Origin of the sequence: Vibrio sp. K4 (genome assembly GCF_051122595.1) — a bacterium.
Lineage (GTDB): Bacteria > Pseudomonadota > Gammaproteobacteria > Enterobacterales > Vibrionaceae > Vibrio > Vibrio owensii.
Genome location: NZ_CP178577.1, coordinates 222,367 through 237,826, shown reverse-complemented (window position 1 = coordinate 237,826; position 15,460 = coordinate 222,367). Strand labels below are relative to the sequence as shown.

Genomic DNA, 15,460 nt, shown 5'->3' with positions numbered 1-15,460 from the left:
AGAGATATAGTAGATATCGGTATAGATGAGTCGTGATAGGTAGATATAGGTAGTGATATATATTAAACATTACCGACAGGGTTTCTTTCAGTGAAGGTAGTAAATGAAAAGGGCTTACACTGTTCATCAACTCGGAAGTTAGAGTCATAGAAAGTGATGACACATCACTATAAAACCTAAGAAAACCGATTGTAAGCAGCTTATAAATCTGTGAAAAAGCATCACAAATTCTGAACAAATACCTCACAAATACTTGCACTATCTTTCGCATATAACCATAGTATAACCAGCACATTTTGCAACATAAAATTAACAACAAGGTGAATGACTCATGGCAGTTCAAGAGATAAAAATAAAACAAAACATCGACATTATTAATGCTACACATTTTATTTATATTAAAAGCAACTCTTACACTGACGAAGGAAGAAATAGATCCATCAATCTTCTAGTTGATAATTCAAACAAATTCATGAATAAATTTATTCGATACAATAAATGGTTAACAGACGATAAAAAAATAACAATCACTGAAGTTAATTCTTTTTTAATAAAAAATAACACAAGAGACAAAGTACTAGATTTATTTGACATTAATCCAAATAATCTACAACAATCATCAAGAGCAATTAATTGGCTTTGGGGATATATACAAATTAACTTTGATCATGAAATTAATTACCTAGAGGGCGTTTTGTATGAGAATGATTTCTATGAAAGGAACGAGGATAAAATCAATCGATTGCCAGACTTAATAATTAGCAAAGAAGCAAATGATTATTTCAATAAAAAAAGTAACAAGTTAGATTGTAAGTTAGATCAAGTCATTAATTTTATAAACGATAAGTGTTTGTTATTTAATGTTATAGATGATTATTTAAGAGATTTACATGATGAATGGCTGCGAGTTTTTGCAAACAAAAAATTTGAACAATTCATAACCAAATGCAAAAATAAGGATGAGTTATTTAAAAAGACCCAATTCTTCTATGATGAATTAATCAAGATAGATGATATAGATAAAGAAATTTCAATCTTTGAACACTGCACAGTTAATGACTCAACTGCGTTATCTCAAGCAATTTTAGATCTCCTGAATTCTAATCTTGAACAACAAGCAATTATTTCTAAAATAAGCAAGAAGTGGAGCAGCAAGAAAAACCGACACAATGGAAAGGTTTCTTTTTCGACGACTATGCTACCTGAGACAAAGAATAAGCTAGACCAAATAGTCAATCATAGCTATAGCAATATCAGCATTACGTTACAGAAAATCATCGACCAAGAGCATGAAAGGTTGTTTAAAAAGTCAAACAATTCATTATCTAAAAATAAAACAATTTAAACTGGTAACCGAGCAACTCGTAAATAACTAATAGAAAAAAATATAGAACTTAGAACCTATCCCAAAAGGGATTTATTCCAAACAATGAGGCCACAAGCAAAATGCAACATGGCCTCGTAGTTTTCGATTTTCTTTTCCCAGCGAACAAGCAATCTACGATAACGGTTTAGCCAGCTATGAGTTCGCTCCACAACTCAACGATGAGCCTTAAAATCATCCGATTGCTTCAAGCTCGCGGCCTCTTCAGCACGTGATTGAACATGGGGAATGTAGTTCAAAGCAACCAGTTCATCATGTAACCACTGGCCTGTATAACCTTTGTCTAGGTACAAAGGTACTTTCAGCGGCGGCCGATAACACTCTAGTGCATCTAATGTTTGAAGTACCAGCTTAATGTCGTGGACGTTTGCGCCATCGCTAACAACAGCCAGTGGCAATCCATTCGCATCCGTCAACAAACTGCGTTTTACGCCTTGTTTCGCACGGTCTGTTGGGTTCTTACCTGTTTTTTTGAGCCAGCTAAAGGTGCTTTAGTTTGGCTCCCGTCCATTGATATGGAACTCCAATCAACCCCTTCGTAAATCAGGCCATTTTGCCAAAATCGCTCAAAGACTCCTGCATCTCGCCACTCTTGAAAACGACGATGTGCAGAGCTAGAGGAACAAATACCTGTCGCGTTAAGCGCATTCCACTGACAACCAGTTCTGAGAACAAAGAGGATGCCGTTCATAGCATCACGATTATCGACTCTCTTTCGATGTGTTCCTAGAGGATGGTTCGTCTTGTGGATTGGTAAAAGCGGCTCAATTTTTGCCCAAAGAGCATCGGAGATTAGGTATTGCGCTGAACTCATTTACAGTGTTTTCAATATGTGTCGATTTAACTCAGACAACACCTATTGAGATAGGTTCTTAATTTAATTACTAATAAATATACCCAATCAACTTGAAGATGCAGGCTTGAGAACCTGAAAATTATCATTAATTCTCGATGCCAAAGAGCCTGCGAGCTCTGGAAGAGTCACAGCAAAAAATTGCTCTATCGCAGCCTTGAAATCCCGCTTTCTTTTGTAGTAAACGTTGTTCCTCGACTTCTCGTTTATGACTTTCCATAGTCGCTCTATTGGGTTGAGATTTGGACTGTAAGGCGGAAGGAAATGCAGTTCAATATTCAGGACAAACGCCGCATCTTTAACTAGGTCACTACGGTGATATCCCGCACCATCCAAGATGATATGGAGTTTATGAGCTAACGGGTAACTTTCTCTTAACTTACAGAAGAAACGAACAACTGTTTCACTATTAATGCTCTCATAATCTTGTGTAATGGTTGCACCGATATCCGACAAGTTCAGTGCGCCAATAATGTTCAATCGGCTGCGATTGCCCGTTGTTTCAATCACTTTATCCTGACCAGTTCGTATCCAACCATGAGATATTTTTGTTGATAGTGTAGGGTGAACTGCATCAATAAAGACTATCGATTCATCCTTGCCACAGCTTGCCTTTAGCGCCTCATAAGCATCTATGAATGCTTGTTGTTTTGCTTCATCAAACTTGTGTGGAACGCCTTTAGGTTGCTTGTAGCTAAAGCCATTATGGTGAAGCCATTTGTTCATGCCAGAAACCGTGTAATCAAGTCCAAATGTCTCTTTAACGTATACGACAATTTGATACGTGTGAGAATAGGTTTTCTCAGTCAAATGCTCGATTAACTGCACGGTTTGAGCCGCAGAAAGTTTGCTTTGACTTCCACCATTTTCAGGCTTCAGTTTTTCAGACAGAACGTAGTCGCTAAGATGGCGTGCAACGGTCGATTCATGGATACGAAGAGCTTGAGCAATCATGGTCTGACTCCAACCTTCAGAAGCCAGCAAAACAGCTTTAATACGGTCACGTACTCGGCCATCACGAGTCGAATCGTGTGTTTGTTCGAGTTGTATTTTCTGTTGAGGAGTCAGTGCAATTTTCATGGTGTGTAGCATGATCCTAATTCTATTGAAAATCAAGCTTCTTCAATGATCACGGGTATATATGATAAAGGTCAGCTAACTCGTGATAATTCAATCACGTTATCATCCGAACACACTAAGCTATCAAGAAAATTGGCCCAACGCTGAAGCCACTCTCGGCACTCATTCTCATAACGGTGCAAATTATATGTTCCCTCAATTCCCTTAGGACTGTGACCAAGAACAGCCTCCGCAACTGAAGTAGGGCAGCCAAGTCTAGCAAGCTCAGTTCGAACGGTGCGCCTAAGATCATGGGCAGTCCATTGAGGGATTGAGAGCATTGTATTATTTTGTCGCATTCGCCACATATTTTCAGATAGTTGCTTTTGAGCAACATGTCGCCTTTTCCAATCACTTCTCAATGGAAAAACTAAAGGAGACTTTGATGGCAATCGCGTATGTTGCCATTGTTTCAACCAAACAAGAGCTTGAGAGACTAACTGTACATATCTTGAATTACCATTTTTGGTTTCTTCAAGAAAGATTGTACCTTTGTCAAAATCGATCTGGTTCCATTTTAATCCACACAGTTCCCCCGTTCGACAACCAGTCCATAAAGTTAACTTTAGAATTCCCTTTTGATTGTCGGTGAATCCAGACGTAGGTAACCAATGAAGGACTTTAATCAACTCAGAGTGATCCAGTACCCTTTTTCCCTTTGAACAAGTTAACTTAACTTTCCTCATTTTAAATGTATTCAATGCAAGGAGCGCAGGGTTAACAAAATCTTCAGGTAAAAAATCCATACTGATAGCAAAGTCATAAGCACTAGATAGTTCTCTAATCACTGAACCAGCTTGCACAGGAGCACCACGGTCTATAATGCCTTGAATCAGAGAAACAACATCATTCTTCTTGAAATTGCTGACAGAACAATTCCCAACAGCATTAACTACATCAACATATAGTGTCCGTCGCACCTCTTTTTGACCTTTAGGTTTTCTAGCTCCAGAAATTCTTTTTCCTACCGCATTTACCCTATCTTCAATGTATTGCTCCAAGTATAGATCAACGATATCTTTAACCTGAATTTGCTTTACTGTACCTTTTTGTTCACTTTTCCTACGCTTTTCTTCTATTCTATCAAGCTCAGCTTTAGGGCATATACCTGCATCACGCATAGCCTTAAACTCTCTTAGCTTGATCCTAGCTTGTTCTAACGACAACTCGGGAAAAACGCCTAGCTTAATTTGAGTAATCTTTCCTTCATTCTCTGGACTTCGAAAACGATAAGTAAATGTTTTCCTTCCTGTCTTACCGCAGGCGATCCTTAAGCCTCGGTTTTCGCCAACGTCAGCCACAACTCCTTTCTTAGTAGTTAATGTCTCAATTGCTCTATTAGTTAGAGGTTTGCTATTCTTACTCTCTGCCATTTCTGGCTCCCATATCGCTAGGTGATTTGACAATTCTATTCCGTTGTATAGGAAATAAAAACCTACACTTTTACCTACACTAATTGCTGCGCTTAGGTGGAATTCTTTGAAATCTAGTGGGATTTAATGGGATCTTCATAATTTTCATAACTTATTGAAAAGATAGAATTAAATGAAAAAAAACACCACAAAAAACAAAGATTTAAGCCAAACGCATACCCCTATGATGCAGCAATATCTCAAGCTAAAGGCTGAGAACCCAGAAATCTTGCTGTTCTATCGCATGGGCGACTTCTACGAACTCTTCTACGACGATGCAAAACGTGCATCTCAATTGTTAGATATCTCGTTGACCAAACGCGGCGCATCGGCAGGTGAACCAATACCTATGGCTGGCGTCCCATTCCACGCTGTTGAAGGTTATCTGGCTAAACTTGTTCAACTAGGTGAGTCTGTCGCGATCTGTGAACAGATTGGCGATCCAGCGACAAGCAAAGGTCCGGTTGAGCGTAAAGTAGTGCGTATCGTCACCCCTGGTACGGTGACCGACGAAGCACTGCTGTCTGAGCGTCTCGACAACCTGATTGCAGCGATTTACCAACACAATGGTAAATTCGGTTACGCGACATTGGATGTGACTTCGGGTCGTTTCCAACTAGTCGAGCCAGAGACCGAAGAAGCAATGGCTGCTGAGTTGCAGCGCACAGCTCCTCGTGAATTACTCTTCCCTGAGGATTTTGAAGCAGTTCACCTCATGTCTAGCCGCAACGGCAACCGTCGTCGCCCGGTCTGGGAATTTGAGCTAGATACCGCGAAGCAGCAGTTGAACCAACAATTTGGTACGCGCGATTTAGTAGGCTTTGGTGTTGAGCACGCTTCACTAGGCCTGTGTGCTGCGGGTTGTTTGATTCAATACGTAAAAGATACTCAGCGTACTGCCCTACCGCACATTCGTTCGTTAACGTTTGATCGCCAAGATCACTCAGTCATTCTTGATGCCGCTACACGTCGCAACTTAGAGCTGACGCAAAACCTGTCAGGCGGCACTGATAACACGCTAGCTGAAGTGCTCGATCACTGTGCGACCCCAATGGGCAGCCGTATGCTGAAACGTTGGTTGCATCAGCCAATGCGCTGTGTCGATACTCTCAACAACCGTCTTGATGCAATTGGTGAAATCAAAGACCAAAGCTTGTTTACCGACATTCAACCGATCTTCAAACAGATTGGTGATATTGAGCGTATCCTTGCTCGTTTGGCGCTTCGCTCGGCACGTCCGCGCGATATGGCTCGTCTACGCCATGCAATGCAGCAGTTGCCAGAGTTGGAAGCCGCCACTTCTTCTCTAGCTCACCCATACCTTAAAAAATTGGCTCAATTTGCTGCGCCAATGGATGAGGTATGTGACTTACTTGAGCGCGCAATCAAAGAAAACCCACCAGTGGTGATTCGCGAAGGTGGCGTGATCGCAGAAGGCTACAATGCGGAGCTTGATGAATGGCGCAAGCTTGCAGACGGCGCAACCGAGTATCTAGAAAAGCTCGAAGCAGACGAGCGTGAACGTCATGGTATCGACACCCTAAAAGTTGGCTACAATGCTGTACACGGCTTCTTCATTCAGGTTAGCCGTGGTCAGAGCCACTTAGTGCCACCACACTATGTGCGTCGCCAAACGCTGAAAAACGCAGAACGCTACATCATTCCTGAGTTGAAAGAGCACGAAGACAAGGTACTAAACTCTAAGTCAAAAGCGCTAGCAGTTGAGAAAAAACTGTGGGAAGAGCTGTTTGATTTGTTGATGCCAAACCTTGAGAAGATGCAAAACCTTGCTTCGGCGATTTCTCAGTTAGACGTACTACAAAACCTAGCTGAACGTGCAGATTCACTTGATTACTGTCGCCCAACGTTGGACAAAGAAGCAGGCATTAGCATTCAAGCAGGTCGTCACCCTGTCGTGGAGCAAGTAACAAGCGAACCGTTTATTGCCAACCCAATTGAACTCAGCTCAGCTCGTAAGATGCTGATCATCACTGGTCCAAACATGGGTGGTAAATCGACCTATATGCGCCAAACCGCACTGATTGCTTTGATGGCTCACATTGGTTCATACGTACCTGCAGAATCAGCTCATATTGGCTCTCTAGACCGTATCTTTACTCGTATCGGTGCATCTGATGATTTGGCCTCTGGTCGCTCAACCTTCATGGTAGAAATGACTGAAACAGCCAACATTCTTCATAACGCGACCAAGAACAGCTTGGTGCTGATGGATGAGATCGGTCGCGGTACCAGCACTTACGATGGTCTGTCTTTAGCATGGGCAAGTGCAGAATGGCTTGCAACTCAAATTGGAGCAATGACCCTGTTCGCCACCCACTACTTCGAACTGACTGAGCTGCCAAACTTACTGCCAAATCTAGCCAACGTTCACCTTGATGCAGTAGAGCACGGTGACAGCATTGCCTTTATGCACGCGGTACAAGAAGGCGCAGCAAGCAAGTCTTATGGTTTAGCGGTTGCTGGTTTAGCGGGCGTTCCAAAACCAGTAATCAAGAATGCGCGTCACAAACTGTCTCAGCTTGAACAATTAGGTCAGGGAACAGACTCACCTCGTCCGAGTACCGTTGATGTGGCAAACCAACTCAGCCTGATCCCAGAACCAAGCGATGTTGAACAAGCATTGTCGAACATCGATCCTGACGATCTAACACCGCGTCAGGCACTGGAAGAGTTATATCGCTTGAAGAAAATGCTCTAGTTCCTGTACTGATACAGGAAAACGCAAAAAGGCTATGGTCACCCATAGCCTTTTGTTTATTCTGAACTCGCTTTTAAAGCTGACTTGTTTAGTCGTCTTCAACGTTAAACAGGTTTTCCATGTTTAAACCTTGCTTAATTAAGATCTCGCGTAGTCGACGTAAACCTTCCACTTGGATCTGACGAACACGTTCGCGTGTTAGACCAATTTCACGTCCCACTTCTTCAAGCGTAGATGGCTCGTAGCCAAGCAGACCAAAACGACGTGCCAGCACTTCTTTCTGTTTTGGATTCAGCTCTTCCAGCCAATGGATCAATGAAGATTTGATGTCATCGTCTTGAGTGGAAACTTCAGGGTCTGAATTGTTTGCATCAGGAATGATATCCAGTAGCGCTTTCTCGCCATCACCACCGATAGGTGTGTCAACTGAACTAATGCGCTCGTTGAGGCGTAGCATTTTGCTCACGTCTTCGACTGGGATATCTAACTGTGCAGCGATCTCTTCTGCTGTTGGTTCATGGTCGAGCTTCTGAGAAAGTTCACGCGCAGTACGCAGATAAATGTTCAGCTCTTTAACCACATGAATTGGCAGACGGATGGTACGAGTTTGGTTCATCAACGCACGTTCGATCGTTTGGCGAATCCACCACGTCGCGTAAGTTGAGAAACGGAAACCGCGTTCTGGATCGAACTTCTCGACCGCACGGATCAAACCTAGGTTACCTTCTTCGATGAGATCAAGAAGTGCAAGACCACGGTTGCTGTATCGACGAGAGATTTTCACTACAAGACGCAAGTTACTTTCGATCATACGTTTGCGAGCAGCTTCATCGCCACGCAGCGCACGTCGAGCATAAAGTACTTCTTCTTCTGCAGTGAGTAGTGGTGAGAAACCAATTTCGCCCAAGTAGAGCTGTGTTGCGTCTAAGCTCTTACTGCTCGCGTCAAATTCTTCGCGCGCCGCTGATTTGGTTCCAGTAGATGTTTTTGCAGGTTCGTTTGAAATGCCTTCCGATTGTGCATTGTCGTAGTCGAACTCTTCAACTTTGGTTACTGTGTTGCTGATACTCATAACGCCTCCCCCTGGCGAGTTAGCAAGACATGACAACTCAATATGCCGCTAAATGATGTCGCAAGTTGTTATTCAAAGTTTTACGGTAAATAGCGCTTTGGATTCACTGATTTACCTTGATAGCGAATTTCAAAATGTAGTTTGACGGATTTAGCACCTGAACTACCCATGGTTGCTATTTTTTGTCCGCTCTTAACACTTTGTCCTTCTGATACCAGCAGTCTGTCGTTGTGTGCGTATGCGCTTAAATAATTGTCGTTATGCTTCACTATAATTAGGTTGCCATAACCTCGTAGCGCATTACCCGAATAAACGACGGTGCCAGCTGCGGTTGAAACGATAGGTTGACCACGCTGTCCTGCGATGTCGATACCTTTATTTCCTTGTTCTCCCGCTGAGAAGTTACTGATTACTCTCCCTTTTGTCGGCCATAACCACTTCGAGACTTTTTCGTTTTTCGCGGTGGTTGTTGGCGGTTTCGGTTTAACATTCTGATTACCTTTTGACCCAACATACTCCTTTGGTTTGGATTGTTCAACCTTCTTTGGCGGCTGTTTTTGTGCAACCTGAGTCGTAGTTGTCTTAGGTTTCTGAGTAGAGCTTTTACTTGAATTTGACGCCTTTGACGTTGTTGATGTTTTAGTCACCGGAGCAGGTTTTGCTGCAACAACAGGAGCGACAACGGGTTCCACTTTGTGGCCATATTTAGGGGCCACATATTTCGGAGCCCAAAGTTTCAACCTCTGGCCCGGAAAAATCGTGTAAGGAGCAGACAATTCATTGTAACGAACTAGATCATTTACATTCTTATCTGTGACGTAGGCTATAAAATAAAGGGTGTCACCTTTCTTTACTTCGTAATAACTCCCTCTATAACTGCCACGCTCAACCGTCGAGTAATCTTTATTTAGGCTTGAAACAGGTGCAGGTGAATGAGCCGCGCAACCAACAAGTCCCGCAGCCAACAAACAGCTAATAACAAAACGATGTAATAACTTCTTCACCTAGTCTTTAACCTTTAAGCTAAATCACCTGCAACTAGTGGCACAAATCTTACCATTTCTACCACGGTCGACAGATATTGTTCACCCTGACGTTCAATTTTTAATAGTTGTTGCTCATCGTCACCCACCGGAATGACCATCTTACCGCCTTCTTTTAGCTGCGATAAAAGTGCTTGGGGAACACTCTCCGCGGCGGCAGTGACGATAATCGCATCGAAAGGACCTTTGCCTTCCCAACCAAGCCAACCATCACCATGTTTAGTCGATACATTATAAATATCGAGTTGTTTCAGACGGCGCTTCGCATCCCATTGCAAGGATTTGATGCGTTCAACGGAATAAACATGATCGACAATTTGAGCGAGGACAGCGGTTTGGTAACCTGAGCCGGTACCAATTTCTAATACATTGCTGTTCGACTTTAGATCCAACAGTTCTGTCATTTTCGCGACGATGTAAGGTTGAGAAATAGTTTGTCCCTGACCAATCGGCAACGCATTGTTGTCGTATGCTTGGTGCATCATCGCTTGTGAGACAAAGCTCTCACGTGGCAAACGATAAATTGCATCCAACACGCGTTGATCACTGATGCCACTGGAGATAAGAAACGCTATCAACCTGTCAGCATGTGGGTTACTCATTAATTCTCTTCCTTTAACCAACTATCCATTGCACGCAATGACTCATGAGCTGTTAAGTCGACTTGTAGCGGCGTGATTGAAACAAAGCCATGTTCAATCGCGTAAAAGTCTGTACCAATACCAGCATCTTGTTCTTTACCCGGAGGGCCGAGCCAATAAATATCATGTCCGCGCGGATCTTTCTGCTTGATCATATTCTCAGCGTGATGACGAGCACCTAAGCGAGTCACTTCAATCTCACCAAGCTCTTCAAATGGAAGATCGGGCACGTTTACATTCAATAAACGGTTAGTTGGGATCGGACGAACCAAGTGTTGCTCAACCAGCTGACGCGCAACTTTCGCAGCAGATTCAAAATGCTGTTTGCCGACGAGGGAGAAAGCAATGGCCTGCACACCAAGGAAGTGCCCTTCCATCGCCGCAGCGACTGTACCAGAGTACAGCACGTCGTCACCTAAGTTGGCACCATGATTAATGCCTGACAGCACAAGGTCTGGCAGGTCATCTTTCATCAACTCATTCAGCGCGAAGTGGACACAGTCAGTTGGCGTTCCCTGCACAGAGAAGGTTTTCGGCGCAATCTCAGTAACGCGTAGTGGCTGCTCCAACGTGAGCGAGTTAGAAGCACCAGAGCGGTTTCTGTCTGGTGCTACGATTGTCACTTCAGCAATGCTTCTTAGCTCATCAGCAAGCGCATGAATTCCCTGAGCATGAACACCGTCATCATTACTGAGCAGTATTCTTAATGGCTTCGCGTTGTGTGAATCCATTTCCATTAATATTCTCTTTCTACCTTTTCTTCGATAACCAATTCGCGCACGATTGAAGTCGCAAAGGAGCCCGCATCCAGCGAGAACGTCAGTGTGATGTTGTTACCATCGACAGTCCAAGCTAAGTCTTGTGGCTTGAGTGCGATGTCACGACGGTCATGACGCATACGGTTACCGCGAATCAGTGCCATCAAATCTGGTTCTTCATCTAAGAACGGTTGCTCTAAGGTTAGCGCATCCGCTTGAGTCGGAAGTGCGTTATCGCCCGCCAGTGCAGCAGTGATCGCCACTTCGCCTTGAGCAAACTGTGCTTGTAGATCTGCCATGTTACTTGCATCAACCAACTGAGTGCCAGAAGCTGTCTGCGCCACATCACCGTCGATAAACTTATCAAACACACCGTTCTCTAGGCGAGCTGAAACAATACGGTTAAAGATCCATGAACGAGCCGCTGACAAGTACATGCTGCGCTTGTTTTGGTTGCGGGTACGAACGTTCTCGCGTCCCCATCGACGTGCTTCTTCAAGGTTGTTGCCATCGTTACCAAAACGCTGACTACCAAAGTAGTTTGGCACACCCACTTGTTTCACTTTTTCAAGACGTTGCTCAACATCCGCTACATCTGTCACTTCAGACAAAGTAACCACGAACTCGTTCCCTACTAAGTCACCAGGACGCAGTTTTTTGTTGTGACGATCCGTTGCAAGGATTTCGATGCTCGGGTATTGCGCCAAAAATGCTGAAAAGTCTGGTGTTTCACCTTTTGGTAAATGCACGCTTAGCCACTGTTCAGTCACAGCATGACGGTCTTTAAGACCTGCCCAGCTGACGTCTTTCGACTTAACACCACAGGCTTTAGCTAACTCGTTAGCAACAAAGCTGGTGTTCTCACCGGTTTTACGGATACGAACCATTAAGTGCTCGCCTTCACCCGTAAAGGCAAAACCTAAATCTTCGCGAACCTGAAAGTGCTCTGGTTGCGCTTTGATTTTTGCAGATGCAACTGGCTTACCTGTTAGGTAAGCCAATGAAGATAAAATGTCTGACATGATGTGTTTCCGCTGATATCACAGCTTAGAGGAGCAAATTGCTAGTTATTGCTTAAACAGAAGTACAACTGCTTCCGTTGCAATGCCTTCTTTGCGTCCAGTAAAACCAAGACGTTCTGTCGTCGTCGCTTTTACGTTAATGTTGTTAATGTCGGTTTCCAAGTCTTCGGCAATCGCTGCACACATGGCTTCAATGTACGGAGCCATCTTCGGCGCTTGTGCAATGATAGTAATGTCAGCATTACCAAGTCGGTAGCCTTGTTCTTTGACTCGACGGTATACGTCTTTCAATAATTCACGGCTATCCGCGCCTTTCCATTTGTCATCCGTATCAGGGAAGTGGCGACCAATATCACCCGCAGCAATTGCTCCTAACAAAGCATCGCTCAACGCATGCAGTGCGACATCACCATCAGAATGAGCAATCAAACCTTGTTCGTAAGGAATCGTTACACCACCGATGATTACCGGACCTTCACCGCCGAATTTATGTACGTCGAAACCATGACCAATTCGAATCATTTTCTATCCTTTCTTTATTCGCCGCGCTCACGGCTGAGATAAAACTCGGCTAACGCAAGATCTTCTGGCTGAGTAATTTTTATATTATTCGCATTCCCTTGAACAAGTGCCGGCTTTTCGCCTAACCATTCCAAAGCCGAGGCTTCATCAGTGATAGTTGCACCTTGTTCTAATGCGTCAGCCAGTGCTTGAGTAAGCTGCTGAGTTTTAAACATTTGTGGAGTTAATGCATGCCACAATGCTTCTCTATCTACCGTATGATCGATATCTTGTGCCACGTTTGCTCGCTTCATTGTGTCTCTCACTGGAGAGGCAAGGATGCCACCTGTTGAGTGTGCGCTACAAACGTCGATCAAATGGTCAATATCGGATGTGAGTATACATGGCCTTGCTGCGTCGTGAACTAAAACCCACTCGCTTTCCAGATGTGTACTTACATAGTTTAGCCCTGATAACACAGAGTCTGCCCTTTCTTTACCACCAGCCACACGAACCACGTCTGGGTGCTGAGCAATGGAGAGTTCAGGGTAGTATGGGTCGCCGTCGGTAATAGCCACGACAACCTTAGAAATTTTTGGGTGAGAAAGCAGTTTTTCCACGGTATGTTCCAATACCGCTTTGCCGTCAATCAACAGGTACTGTTTTGGACGGTCTGCCTTCATTCGACTACCAACGCCAGCAGCTGGCACGATAGCAATATGAGATGGTGAAGTATCCAACATCTTATTGTTCATCCTCACCTACGATTCGGTAGAAGGTTTCGCCATCTTTAACCAAACCAAGTTCGTGACGCGCACGTTCTTCGATCGCATCAAGACCTTGTCGTAAGTCATCAATCTCAGCGAACATCTCGTTATTACGAGCTTGCAGCTTGCTGTTTACTTGCTGCTGCACTTCAATTTCATCTTCTACTGTGTAGTAGTCAGACACCCCGTTTTTGCCAAACCAGAGGGTATATTGAAGCCAGCCAAACAGTAACGTAAGGGCTATAACAAAGATTCGCATATCGTTGCTAACATTCTGTACCGGAAGGGATTAGATAAGGTGACATATATAGCATAAATGCGTGGTTGGCTCTAGGGCAGAAAAAGAGACTCACACGCTCCTTACAGGAAAAAAGCAGCAAAATGAAACAAAGAGACTTCCCTACTCTCTCCTTCCTCGTTCTATGGAATCAAAAATGAACGTAAGCGAAGCGTTCCCATATGTCAGATACAACCCCCCCCCGCCAAGGCAGAGTGTTTTTAAAAGCTTTAAGTTAAGCGGTTAACTCAGTTAAGAATTAAGCTTGACCTTTAACTTCTTTGAGACCGCTTCCTTGAAACATGGAGGAGCCCTCTCACTTATAGCTTCCGCCATATAAAAAACGCCCCGCAAGTGCGAGGCGTTTTCAAAAGCTTTAAGTTAAGCGGTTAATTCAATTAAGAATTAAGCTTGACCTTTAACTTCTTTAAGGCCGCTTCCTTGAAACATGGAGGAGCGCGCTCACCTAAAGCTTCCGTCATATAAAAAAACGCCCCGCAAGTGCGAGGCGTTTTCAAAAGCTTTAAGTTAAGCGGTTAATTCAGTTAAGAATTAAGCTTGACCTTTAACTTCTTTAAGACCGTTGAAAGGAGCGCGCTCACCTAGAGCTTCCTCGATACGGATTAGTTGGTTGTACTTAGCAACACGGTCAGAACGGCTCATAGAACCAGTTTTGATTTGACCTGCAGCTGTACCTACCGCTAGGTCAGCGATAGTTGCATCTTCAGTTTCGCCAGAACGGTGAGAGATTACTGCTGTGTAACCTGCGTCTTTAGCCATCTTGATTGCAGCTAGAGTCTCAGTTAGAGAACCGATTTGGTTGAACTTGATAAGGATAGAGTTAGCTACGCCTTTCTCGATACCTTCAGCAAGGATCTTAGTGTTAGTAACGAATAGGTCGTCACCTACTAGTTGAAGCTTGTCACCTAGTAGTTCAGTTTGGTGCTTGAAGCCAGTCCAATCAGACTCGTCTAGACCGTCTTCGATAGAAACGATTGGGAATTGGTTAGCTAGCTCAGCTAGGTAGTGGTTGAACTCTTCAGAAGTGAAAGTTTTACCTTCGCCTTTCATGTTGTAGATGCCAGCTTCTTTGTCGAAGAACTCAGATGCAGCACAGTCCATAGCTAGAGTAACGTCTTTACCTAGTTCGTAACCAGCAGCTGCAACAGCTTCTGCGATAACTTCTAGAGCTTCAGCGTTAGACTTAAGGTTAGGAGCGAAACCACCTTCGTCACCAACTGCAGTGCTGTAGCCTTTAGACTTAAGAACTTTAGCTAGGTTGTGGAATACTTCAGCACCGATACGTAGACCTTCTTTAAGAGTTTTAGCACCAACTGGTTGGATCATGAACTCTTGGATGTCAACGTTGTTGTCTGCGTGCTCACCACCGTTGATGATGTTCATCATTGGTAGAGGCATAGAGAACTGACCAGCTGTGCCGTTTAGCTCAGCGATGTGCTCGTATAGAGGCATGCCTTTAGCTGCTGCTGCAGCTTTAGCGTTTGCTAGAGAAACAGCTAGGATAGCGTTCGCACCGAACTTAGATTTGTTTTCAGTGCCGTCTAGTTCGATCATTACTGCGTCGATTGCAGCTTGGTCTTTAGCGTCTTTGCCAACTAGAGCTTCAGCGATTGCGCCGTTTACAGCTTCAACAGCTTTAAGAACACCTTTACCTAGGAAACGTGCTTTGTCACCGTCACGTAGCTCAAGAGCTTCGCGAGAACCAGTAGATGCGCCAGATGGAGCTGCTGCCATACCTACGAAACCGCCTTCTAGGTGTACTTCAGCTTCTACAGTTGGGTTACCACGTGAGTCGATGATTTCACGACCTAGAACTTTAACGATCTTAGACATTAATGTTTCCTCTCGTTTCAAATATAAATGTCAATTTT

At 43.9% G+C, this 15,460-nt stretch carries 13 protein-coding genes and 1 pseudogene; 2 read left to right on the top strand and 12 right to left on the bottom strand.

Annotation, left to right across the window (positions count from 1 at the left end):
• Window positions 1-331: 331 nt before the first annotated feature.
• Window positions 332-1,345: a hypothetical protein gene (locus tag ACLIIY_RS01185; RefSeq protein WP_122020040.1), complete on the top strand. Its 1,014-nt coding sequence runs from the start codon at window positions 332-334 to the stop codon at window positions 1,343-1,345.
• Between the two features lie 56 nt (window positions 1,346-1,401).
• Here ACLIIY_RS01185 and ACLIIY_RS01180 read toward each other — a convergent pair.
• The 3 genes and pseudogenes from ACLIIY_RS01180 to ACLIIY_RS01170 all read right to left on the bottom strand — a co-directional run bounded on the left by ACLIIY_RS01180 (window position 1,402) and on the right by ACLIIY_RS01170 (window position 4,729).
• Window positions 1,402-2,198: pseudogene (locus ACLIIY_RS01180) on the bottom strand (IS5 family transposase).
• Between the two features lie 87 nt (window positions 2,199-2,285).
• Window positions 2,286-3,317: an IS630 family transposase gene (locus ACLIIY_RS01175; protein WP_162999012.1), complete on the bottom strand. Its 1,032-nt coding sequence runs from the start codon at window positions 3,315-3,317 to the stop codon at window positions 2,286-2,288.
• Between the two features lie 71 nt (window positions 3,318-3,388).
• Window positions 3,389-4,729 (bottom strand): tyrosine-type recombinase/integrase, encoded by a 1,341-nt coding sequence (locus tag ACLIIY_RS01170; protein ID WP_114867860.1) that lies wholly within the window; start codon window positions 4,727-4,729, stop codon window positions 3,389-3,391.
• A 172-nt stretch (window positions 4,730-4,901) separates the two neighbouring features.
• Between ACLIIY_RS01170 and mutS the strand changes: the two genes are divergently transcribed.
• Window positions 4,902-7,487 carry a DNA mismatch repair protein MutS gene (gene mutS / locus ACLIIY_RS01165; RefSeq protein WP_434528013.1) on the top strand — a complete coding sequence of 862 codons (2,586 nt, stop codon included), beginning with the start codon at window positions 4,902-4,904 and terminating at the stop codon, window positions 7,485-7,487.
• A gap of 88 nt (window positions 7,488-7,575) precedes the next feature.
• On the opposite strand, the gene rpoS is transcribed toward mutS, so the two are convergent.
• The 9 genes from rpoS to eno all read right to left on the bottom strand — a co-directional run bounded on the left by rpoS (window position 7,576) and on the right by eno (window position 15,422).
• Window positions 7,576-8,559, bottom strand: a complete 984-nt coding sequence (gene rpoS / locus ACLIIY_RS01160; RefSeq protein WP_009707587.1) for an RNA polymerase sigma factor RpoS — start codon at window positions 8,557-8,559, stop codon at window positions 7,576-7,578.
• Window positions 8,560-8,639: 80 nt separating this feature from the next.
• Window positions 8,640-9,563: a peptidoglycan DD-metalloendopeptidase family protein gene (locus tag ACLIIY_RS01155; RefSeq protein WP_005436421.1), complete on the bottom strand. Its 924-nt coding sequence runs from the start codon at window positions 9,561-9,563 to the stop codon at window positions 8,640-8,642.
• Window positions 9,564-9,577: 14 nt separating this feature from the next.
• Entirely contained in the window at window positions 9,578-10,204 is a 627-nt protein-coding gene (locus tag ACLIIY_RS01150) for a protein-L-isoaspartate(D-aspartate) O-methyltransferase (protein WP_005436423.1), read from the bottom strand.
• The gene (gene surE / locus ACLIIY_RS01145) at window positions 10,204-10,980 is read right to left on the bottom strand and encodes a 5'/3'-nucleotidase SurE (protein WP_005436425.1); all 777 of its coding nucleotides are present in this window, start codon (window positions 10,978-10,980) and stop codon (window positions 10,204-10,206) included. The genes ACLIIY_RS01150 and surE overlap by 1 nt, the downstream gene beginning before the upstream one ends.
• Window positions 10,980-12,023, bottom strand: a complete 1,044-nt coding sequence (gene truD / locus ACLIIY_RS01140) for a tRNA pseudouridine(13) synthase TruD (protein ID WP_199455703.1) — start codon at window positions 12,021-12,023, stop codon at window positions 10,980-10,982. Before truD ends, surE begins: the two co-directional genes overlap by 1 nt.
• A 45-nt stretch (window positions 12,024-12,068) precedes the next feature.
• Entirely contained in the window at window positions 12,069-12,545 is a 477-nt protein-coding gene (gene ispF / locus ACLIIY_RS01135; RefSeq protein WP_434528012.1) for a 2-C-methyl-D-erythritol 2,4-cyclodiphosphate synthase, read from the bottom strand.
• Window positions 12,546-12,559: 14 nt separating this feature from the next.
• On the bottom strand, window positions 12,560-13,267 hold the full coding sequence (gene ispD / locus ACLIIY_RS01130) for a 2-C-methyl-D-erythritol 4-phosphate cytidylyltransferase (RefSeq protein WP_434528529.1): 708 nt from the start codon (window positions 13,265-13,267) through the stop codon (window positions 12,560-12,562).
• Between the two features lies 1 nt (window position 13,268).
• Window positions 13,269-13,550, bottom strand: coding sequence for a cell division protein FtsB (ftsB, locus tag ACLIIY_RS01125; RefSeq protein WP_005436434.1), 282 nt, complete (start codon window positions 13,548-13,550; stop codon window positions 13,269-13,271).
• Window positions 13,551-14,120: 570 nt separating this feature from the next.
• Window positions 14,121-15,422, bottom strand: coding sequence for a phosphopyruvate hydratase (gene eno, locus ACLIIY_RS01120; RefSeq protein ID WP_009707595.1), 1,302 nt, complete (start codon window positions 15,420-15,422; stop codon window positions 14,121-14,123).
• Window positions 15,423-15,460 lie beyond the last annotated feature (38 nt).

What these genes read in the sequence shown, in the direction of transcription:
- surE (WP_005436425.1), bottom strand. Translation starts at nt 10,980, where the DNA reads ATGGAAATGGATTCACACAACGCGAAGCCATTAAGAATACTGCTCAGT.
- ACLIIY_RS01185 (WP_122020040.1), top strand. Translation starts at nt 332, where the DNA reads ATGGCAGTTCAAGAGATAAAAATAAAACAAAACATCGACATTATTAAT.
- eno (WP_009707595.1), bottom strand. Translation starts at nt 15,422, where the DNA reads ATGTCTAAGATCGTTAAAGTTCTAGGTCGTGAAATCATCGACTCACGT.
- ACLIIY_RS01150 (WP_005436423.1), bottom strand. Translation starts at nt 10,204, where the DNA reads ATGAGTAACCCACATGCTGACAGGTTGATAGCGTTTCTTATCTCCAGT.
- ACLIIY_RS01170 (WP_114867860.1), bottom strand. Translation starts at nt 4,729, where the DNA reads ATGGCAGAGAGTAAGAATAGCAAACCTCTAACTAATAGAGCAATTGAG.
- truD (WP_199455703.1), bottom strand. Translation starts at nt 12,023, where the DNA reads ATGTCAGACATTTTATCTTCATTGGCTTACCTAACAGGTAAGCCAGTT.
- ftsB (WP_005436434.1), bottom strand. Translation starts at nt 13,550, where the DNA reads ATGCGAATCTTTGTTATAGCCCTTACGTTACTGTTTGGCTGGCTTCAA.
- rpoS (WP_009707587.1), bottom strand. Translation starts at nt 8,559, where the DNA reads ATGAGTATCAGCAACACAGTAACCAAAGTTGAAGAGTTCGACTACGAC.
- ACLIIY_RS01175 (WP_162999012.1), bottom strand. Translation starts at nt 3,317, where the DNA reads ATGAAAATTGCACTGACTCCTCAACAGAAAATACAACTCGAACAAACA.
- ispD (WP_434528529.1), bottom strand. Translation starts at nt 13,267, where the DNA reads ATGTTGGATACTTCACCATCTCATATTGCTATCGTGCCAGCTGCTGGC.
- mutS (WP_434528013.1), top strand. Translation starts at nt 4,902, where the DNA reads ATGAAAAAAAACACCACAAAAAACAAAGATTTAAGCCAAACGCATACC.
- ispF (WP_434528012.1), bottom strand. Translation starts at nt 12,545, where the DNA reads ATGATTCGAATTGGTCATGGTTTCGACGTACATAAATTCGGCGGTGAA.